The organism is Marinobacter sp. X15-166B, assembly GCF_001752365.1.
In the GTDB taxonomy this organism is placed as follows: domain Bacteria; phylum Pseudomonadota; class Gammaproteobacteria; order Pseudomonadales; family Oleiphilaceae; genus Marinobacter.
Map to the genome: position 1 here is coordinate 2,785,712 of NZ_MEIY01000001.1, position 6,361 is coordinate 2,792,072.

7 protein-coding genes and 1 pseudogene are annotated in these 6,361 nt (G+C 58.4%); 6 read left to right on the forward strand and 2 right to left on the reverse strand.

Features of this window, described 5'->3' with window-relative positions; all coding sequences use genetic code 11:
* Window positions 1–312 precede the first annotated feature (312 nt).
* Both BG841_RS13070 and BG841_RS13075 read left to right on the forward strand, forming a co-directional pair.
* Entirely contained in the window at window positions 313–642 is a 330-nt protein-coding gene (locus BG841_RS13070; RefSeq protein ID WP_070058053.1) for a hypothetical protein, read from the forward strand.
* Window positions 643–741: 99 nt separating this feature from the next.
* A complete protein-coding gene (locus tag BG841_RS13075) occupies window positions 742–1,494 on the forward strand; it encodes an SDR family oxidoreductase (protein WP_070058054.1) in 753 nt (250 codons plus the stop codon).
* A gap of 16 nt (window positions 1,495–1,510) precedes the next feature.
* On the opposite strand, the gene BG841_RS13080 is transcribed toward BG841_RS13075, so the two are convergent.
* Complete coding sequence (locus BG841_RS13080) at window positions 1,511–3,604, reverse strand: TerB family tellurite resistance protein (RefSeq protein WP_070058055.1); 2,094 nt, start codon at window positions 3,602–3,604, stop codon at window positions 1,511–1,513.
* A 115-nt stretch (window positions 3,605–3,719) separates the two neighbouring features.
* Between BG841_RS13080 and BG841_RS16895 the strand changes: the two genes are divergently transcribed.
* Both BG841_RS16895 and BG841_RS17720 read left to right on the forward strand, forming a co-directional pair.
* Window positions 3,720–3,941 (forward strand): hypothetical protein, encoded by a 222-nt coding sequence (locus BG841_RS16895; RefSeq protein WP_141737096.1) that lies wholly within the window; start codon window positions 3,720–3,722, stop codon window positions 3,939–3,941.
* A 467-nt stretch (window positions 3,942–4,408) separates the two neighbouring features.
* Window positions 4,409–4,501: pseudogene (locus BG841_RS17720) on the forward strand (PEP-CTERM sorting domain-containing protein); the annotation flags it as partial.
* Between the two features lie 119 nt (window positions 4,502–4,620).
* Here BG841_RS17720 and BG841_RS13090 read toward each other — a convergent pair.
* A complete protein-coding gene (locus BG841_RS13090; protein WP_070058057.1) occupies window positions 4,621–5,601 on the reverse strand; it encodes a ribonuclease Z in 981 nt (326 codons plus the stop codon).
* A 116-nt stretch (window positions 5,602–5,717) separates the two neighbouring features.
* On the opposite strand from BG841_RS13090, the gene BG841_RS13095 reads away from it, so the two are divergent.
* Together BG841_RS13095 and BG841_RS13100 are read left to right on the forward strand one after the other, a co-directional pair.
* Window positions 5,718–6,101, forward strand: a complete 384-nt coding sequence (locus BG841_RS13095; RefSeq protein ID WP_070058058.1) for a DUF2237 family protein — start codon at window positions 5,718–5,720, stop codon at window positions 6,099–6,101.
* Between the two features lie 16 nt (window positions 6,102–6,117).
* The coding region (locus tag BG841_RS13100; protein WP_083260334.1) for a hypothetical protein at window positions 6,118–6,361 on the forward strand (244 nt) is incomplete at its 3' end.

Genomic DNA, 6,361 nt, shown 5'->3' on the forward strand with positions numbered 1-6,361 from the left:
CGGTCGCGCCAGGGTTCAGGCCAGCGCCCCCGCAACCTGCCGAGTCACCCATGCAGCCGGTACCGACGCCGGCCACCCTGTGCCCCCCGAACCAAACCACGTCGCCCGTTCGGGACTGCTGGTCCGGGCGGCACAGCCCCCGGGGCGGTAACTTCCTGTCTTCGCAGGACGGGGGCGGTCGGCGGATAAGCACAAATTTGGCTGTGTGGATGGGCTTCTGCCGTGTTTGCCGGTAGGGTGGCGTAAGCTATTGAATGTTGCAGCCAGCCATCAGAGTCGTGGCAGTGTGGATCGTCTGGACGGGAAATCTCGATGGAGTTAGTGGTCTTTATACTGGCAGTCACACTGGTAAGCGTGGGGGCCTTTTGGTTGCTGGGCACGCTGTATGGGTTGATCCATCGGCCAGCGGTTTACTTTCCGGTTTCATTGGCGGGCAAAATGGCCACGGCCGCGGTGCTGGGTGCCTGGTTTTTCGGTATTGGCGGTATTATTCTGGGTACGCTGATTTTTAATGCCGAAATGAAGAAACGGCAGGATTACCGGCGCTGGCCAACAATAATCGCCGGTGCCACTGTAACCACCATTTGCACTGTGATTATTTATCTTGCCGTCTTGTTTCTGGCCTGGGGGATTTTCAATTGATGAATTCTCCGGATACTCCGGCCATGGGATGTGACGTGGAACCATTGGGATGCCACCCCTGCCGGGTGTGCGGACCGCAAACCTGCGAGTCGTAGAATCATGCAAGCGAAACAAGTAATGGTTATTACTGGCGCAAGTCGCGGTATTGGTGCTGCGACAGCCCGCCTGGCCGGCGCGCGGGGGTACGCGGTGTGTGTGAACTACCGCAAAAACCGCCAAGCCGCCGAGTCCGTTGTGGAGGACATCAGAAACAAGGGCGGACAGGCCATTGCGGTGGCGGCGGATGTGGCGGTGGCGGCGGAGGTCACGCGTCTGTTTGAGGCGGTCGATGCCCAGCTGGGGCGGGTCTCCGCGCTGGTCAACAACGCCGGTATCCTGGAACAACAAAGGCGCGTTGAAGAGGTCGACGCCGCCCGGCTCGCGCGTATTTTTGCAACCAATGTCATCGGCTCTTTCCTGTGCGCGCGGGAGGCGGTGAAGCGCATGTCCTCCAAACACGGCGGGGCTGGCGGTGCGATCGTCAATGTGTCGTCCGCCGCATCCCGGCTCGGGGCGGCGGGGGAATACGTGGATTACGCCGCCTCCAAGGGGGCCATCGATACGTTCACCACCGGTTTGTCCGCCGAGGTGGCTGCAGAAGGGATTCGGGTCAACGCGGTACGGCCCGCTTTTATCTACACCGAGATGCACGCCAGCGGCGGCGAACCCGGCCGGGTGGACCGCATCAAGGGTTCATTACCCATGCAGCGCGGCGGGCATCCGGAGGAAGTGGCCCATGCGATCCTGTGGCTGCTGTCGGATGAGGCGTCCTACACAACCGGCAGCTTTATTGATCTGGCGGGTGGAAAATAACCGCTGGGAGAGAGCCTCAGGAGGCAAGTCCTGTGGGAGTTGGCGGGCGAGGGGTGAAGACCAGCCCGCAGGCCGTCAGATCGGTCATCAGGTTGCGATTCAGTGCCTCGACAATACGCTCCAGAATGTATTGCTCCGGCGCCTGAAAAACCCCGTCGGCGTATCCGATGGCGGCGCTGATCTGAATAATCAGTTCGCCCAGTTTTTCCTTACCCCGTAACTGTTGCAGGGTTTTCATCGCGGCGGCTTCGACTTCCGCCCGGTCGCCTTCACGCCATTCGTCGACCAGATTCATCATGTCATCCATGCCCCGTTCAATGGAAAAATCGAGCATGGCGTATTCGGCCATTTTGGCCAGCGCGCTGCGGAACACATCCCGTTCGCTGTCATCCAGCAAACCATCGGCCATGGCGATCGCCGCTGCCGCGACCGCCAGTGCCTGCTTCAAGGCCCCGCGTTCCAGCTTGCCGGCTTCCACTTTGAGCTCATGCTTGTAGCGGGCGATGAAGCGGGTCACCCGCTGGATGGGGGTGTGGTAGCGGTTGTTGCGGAACCAGTGGGGCACCAAGGCACCGATCAGCAGGGCCGCGACTGTGCCCTGGGCCATGTAGTGCAGCAAATCGTCCAGGTTTTTCTTCTGGAATTCCGGCGCCTTGGTACCTTCGAACGGGTAAAAGCCGTGCATGGCGGCGTATGCTACGTAAGTCGCCACCAATATGATGAGCCCCATGGCGGCGGTATCTGCCAGGCGTTTGCGTTTGCTTGAGGCGCCCCACCAGTCGCAATCACAGACCCAGGCGACACCAAAACCCACCGCAAACGACACCACCAGATAGGGATAGGACCAGGACAGATCCACCAGCAACCGGTCAAAGCTGACCTCGTAGCCGACCCCTTCAAAGGTGTAACGGGTGAACCGCAGTGCCGAAATAATCATCAGACTGGCGCCCGCAGCAATCAGCCCGGAGGAAGCATAGCCCAGCCAGGGCCGGTTGTGTGTGGCTTCAATGTCGGCAAATCGCCAATGGTCTTTCGGGTAGATGCCCACAAACGCGGACACACCGTAATTGGCACCCATTAAAAACGCGAAGAATATGATTTCTCCGATCATGCGGGAGCTGACACCGCCTTCGAGGCTGTAACGAACAAAGGAGAGCGTCATGAACGACAGCATGATCAGGCTCATTAATTTCACCAGTTGCGCCGCACTGAGGTTTTCTTCGTCGTCGCTCACCAGTTCGAAGCCGAACATTTCAATGGCCCGGCGTCTGGCGGTGTTGCCGGTTTCGGCGCTGAGCACGGCGTGGGCCATCAACCGACAGATTTTTATAAACAGATCGCGACCGTCACTCACCAGGGTTTCACGTAAATCCTGTTCGATACGCTGCAGTTGCCCGCCCATTTCGTCGACCCTGCGGTAGTACGCCGACACCCGGGCACTCATGGTGGCAAACTGCATTTTCAGGGTTTCATACTCACTCTCGCGCGACTGGATAAAACGTTGGTAGCGGACATCGTGGGCCGTGTGCCATTGCTTGATTTCCAGCATCAACGAACAGGCCGTGGCCCAGGCAAACGCCGGGGACGCGTGGTCGTCGAAACTCTCCTTGTTGATATGAATGTCGTAATACTTGGCTTCCCGCTCGAGCTGATCGTACTTGGTGGGGAAAATGTGGTAGGGCGCCCGATACATGCGATGGGCCAGCTTCACCGCGTGACCGGGAATCTCGGCCAGATCCCAAAATACCTGCAGCAGCCGTTGGTCGGCTTTTTTCAACATGGGGAAATTGGGCAGCAGGGCGGTAAAAATGAGCGCCGTCGTGATGGGGCTGCGAAACAGATCCCGTCCGTCCGACTCGGTGTTGGCGGCGTCTCCCATAAGCACCAGCACCTTCTCCAGCACTTCGGGTGACACCCAGGCCACCACCGTCACCATCCAGTAAATAGCCAGTAAGGTGGCCGCGTACAGGCCGAAACAGGCCACAAAACGCAGCCGGGTAGTGGAGCTGCGATTGGAGTCGGGCGTGTTGAAGCGACCATAAGCGTGGAAGGCAACGAAGATCGCGCCAATGGCAAACTCGAACGCCTTGGAAGCAATGAAATCTTCCATAGCCGGGTCCCCTGTCCCCTATGTCCTAAAGATAGTTCTCCGGTATGAGTTATTCCAGAGGAACCCGCGTCCCGGCCGGGTTTTCGGCGCCAGGATGTTGCGCTGGACAATGTGGGTGAGTCTGTCGAAAAAACTTACAGGTCGCCCCACGATGGTGACCAAACACAATGCCTACATCCATGAATTTGAAGAGTTAATCGTTTTTGGCGCGGGTTATGCAAGAACTGCTCCCGATGCGGTTGTGCTTGCCTCACTGGCTGGCTTAAACGGAATCAGGCGGTTGGATTTACATGGATTGAATAGCCCCGACCGGGGCTGGCGGGGAGAGGTAAGATGAAAGAGCTATCAAAGATGGTGGTATTTGTGACGGCTTTGGGATGGGCTGGTTTTGCATCGGCCTTTTTTATCGGCGCGACGGATGTGGGCGGCGCAGACCCGCTGGTGGGGGAAACCGATAACCTGAGTTCTTTGGGGGCTTGTGGTCCCGGTGGCAGCCCTGCCGCCGAGCTGTGTTGGATCAACAATTTTCTGGGTGATCTCGGTGAGAGTCCGGCAACCTATGACTCAAGTGAGAAGGTCGAGCCGCTGTTTTACAATTTGGTGGATGGCAGCTCGACGGTGATCGCCTTTGGGTTGGCGAGGCCGAGCGAGTATTTTTTGATTAAAAAGGCCGGTTGGTGGGGGTTGTTTGAAAACGTGGCTGATGCCGACTGGGCGGTCATTGATACTGCGCTGATTTCGCCGGGGTTTAACCTGCCGAGCGACGACTTTGAGATCAGCCACATTGCACCCATCGGGCGTGACGTGACCGTCTCAGTGCCAGAACCGGGTACTTTGGCCCTGCTGGGATTGGGGCTCGTTGGGTTAGGGTTGAGACGTCGATTCGCAACCATCTGACATGCCCGATAACTGTGAACGAAACCCGGCGAATGGCCGGGTTTTTTAACCGCGGCCGGGTGTTTTTCCCCTCCAATGATCGAGTACCCGTCTGGGCAGGGCGAAAGAGGTGCAGGCTGTCATTGGCGCTCGATTGGGGGCTGGCAGGTCAGTGACAAGTCTTTGTTCAGCCGGTAGGTGTCGAAATCCCGCGCCAGAAAAAGTTGCCCCCGATAGTGGTCGCGCGCTTCGTCGGCCAGTTGATTAATGTGGTAGGGCCCGCCCGGCGCAGCCTGATAACGGGAACTGAAATGAGTCAGTACCAAGTGGGGTAACCGGGCCTGTTGGGCAAACCGGGCGACCTGTCGGGCAGAACTGTGTTGTGGCCAGGGCCCCACCTTGTCGGCCACCTCCTGGGTGTAGGTGGCTTCGTGGACCAGCACATGACAGCCATCGGCAGCGTCGGCCAGCAGATCGGGGTTGTCATTGTCCCCTGCGACAATCAGGCGGCGGGCAACCCGGGAAATCCGGGTGTATTGGTCACTGGTGAGCACACGGCCATCCTCCAGACTGACGTCATGACCTTTCTGCAATGCGCCCCAGCTGGGCCCGGGTTCGACCCCGTCGAGCTGCAATTTGCGGTGCAGCAATTGCCGCTCCAGATTCCGTTCCGTAAACACATAGGCCCGGCAGGGTACCCGGTGGGAAAGGGCCACATTGGACACTGTGACGAACTGATCCTGCCAGAAAAAGTCCGGTGTTTCCGAATCGATGAAGTTCAGGGTATAGCTGAGGGTGGAGTCACTGTTGTCCAGTGTGGTGCGGATAAAACGATGGGTCTGCACAGGCGCGATCACATCCAGGGGCTCGGTGCGACCGAGCATGGAAGCGCTGGTGAGCAGGCCCGGCAGGCCGAAGGTGTGGTCCCCGTGGATGTGCGTTATGAAGATGGCCCGCAACTGCATGACCGAGTAGTGGGAGCGCAGCAACTGGTGTTGGGTGCCTTCGCCGCAGTCTACCAGGTACCAGGGTTTGCGTCCGCCGGGGGCCAGGGCCAGGGCGGTTACGTTGCGCGCCCGGGTCGGCGTGCCGGCAGAGGTACCCAGAAATGTGAATTCCATGCTTTCTCCATCGGGTTGACTGTAACTCGAGCTTGAAACATAAACCTTTTCCGAATTTTACGCAGCAATGGCGTATATTGGTCAGCATGATCAGCCCATTTAATCAGGAGTCACCCATGATGCTGCTACAGGAAGAATCCATCAACGTACTTGGCGAACCGCTGGAAAACTGCAGTAATGACCCGGTGACCGGATTTTTCCGCGATGGCTGCTGCAATACCGGCGCTCAGGACCTGGGCAGCCATACCGTCTGTGTGGTAACCACTGAAGAGTTTCTGACGTTTTCACGGGAGCAGGGCAATGATCTGAGCACGCCCCGCCCCGAATTCGGGTTTCCCGGTTTGAAGGCCGGAGATAGCTGGTGTCTGTGCGCGGCCCGCTGGCAGGAAGCGCTGCAGGCGGGCGCCGCTCCCCGGGTCCGGCTACAAGCCACCCATCGGGCGGCACTGGAAGTTTGCAGTCTGGAGGAACTGAAACGGTATTCGGTGGACCTGAACTAACTGGCAGGCAAGCGCAATGAAAAAACTCATCACCATTTCCCTCGGCGTTCTGATCGGCGCGTGTTCATTGCCGCAACAGACGGTGAATGTAATCGATGTGGATTCCGTGGTGGTGGGCGAAAAGCCGGGAGGTTATCCGAAAGTCTATATCAAGGCCTTGCCTGACCGCTTGGGCTTTTGCATAAAAGTGACCGACGACTGGGCGCCGCAGGTTTATCAAGGTCAAACCTATTGGGTCAGGGACCAAACGGTAGAAAGTG

Excerpts from the sequence above, each read along its gene's own strand:
- BG841_RS13070 (WP_070058053.1), top strand. The coding sequence starts at position 313 with ATGGAGTTAGTGGTCTTTATACTGGCAGTCACACTGGTAAGCGTGGGG.
- BG841_RS13075 (WP_070058054.1), top strand. The coding sequence starts at position 742 with ATGCAAGCGAAACAAGTAATGGTTATTACTGGCGCAAGTCGCGGTATT.
- BG841_RS13080 (WP_070058055.1), bottom strand. The coding sequence starts at position 3,604 with ATGGAAGATTTCATTGCTTCCAAGGCGTTCGAGTTTGCCATTGGCGCG.
- BG841_RS13090 (WP_070058057.1), bottom strand. The coding sequence starts at position 5,601 with ATGGAATTCACATTTCTGGGTACCTCTGCCGGCACGCCGACCCGGGCG.
- BG841_RS13095 (WP_070058058.1), top strand. The coding sequence starts at position 5,718 with ATGATGCTGCTACAGGAAGAATCCATCAACGTACTTGGCGAACCGCTG.